Below are 604 nucleotides of genomic sequence, written 5' to 3'. Positions count from 1 at the left end.
GGTACGGGGACCGTGTCAGGCGGGCAGTTTGACTGGGGCGGTCGCCTCCTAAAGAGTAACGGAGGCGTTCAAAGGTTCCCTCAGAATGGTTGGAAATCATTCGCAGAGTGCAAAGGCATAAGGGAGCTTGACTGCGAGACCTACAAGTCGAGCAGGGACGAAAGTCGGACTTAGTGATCCGGTGGTACCGCATGGAAGGGCCATCGCTCAACGGATAAAAGCTACCCTGGGGATAACAGGCTTATCTCCCCCAAGAGTCCACATCGACGGGGAGGTTTGGCACCTCGATGTCGGCTCATCGCATCCTGGGGCTGAAGTAGGTCCCAAGGGTTGGGCTGTTCGCCCATTAAAGCGGTACGCGAGCTGGGTTCAGAACGTCGTGAGACAGTTCGGTCCCTATCTGTCGTGGGCGCAGGAAATTTGAGAGGAGCTGTCCTTAGTACGAGAGGACCGGGATGGACGTACCGCTGGTGCATCAGTTGTTCCGCCAGGAGCATGGCTGAGTAGCTACGTACGGACGGGATAAGCGCTGAAAGCATCTAAGCGTGAAGCCCCCCTCAAGATGAGATTTCCCAGTATGTAAGACCCCTTGAAGACGACGAGG

1 rRNA gene is annotated in these 604 nt (G+C 56.3%); it reads left to right on the top strand.

The annotated features are described in order from the left end of the window. Positions 1-604: ribosomal RNA gene (locus C162_RS29105) — 23S ribosomal RNA — on the top strand; the annotation flags it as partial.

The sequence above is a fragment of the Paenibacillus sp. FSL R7-269 genome (genome assembly GCF_000517865.1).
Taxonomy (GTDB): domain Bacteria; phylum Bacillota; class Bacilli; order Paenibacillales; family Paenibacillaceae; genus Paenibacillus_AQ.
Note: the sequence above shows the minus strand (reverse complement) of the source record. Positions and strands in the feature narration are given on the sequence as shown.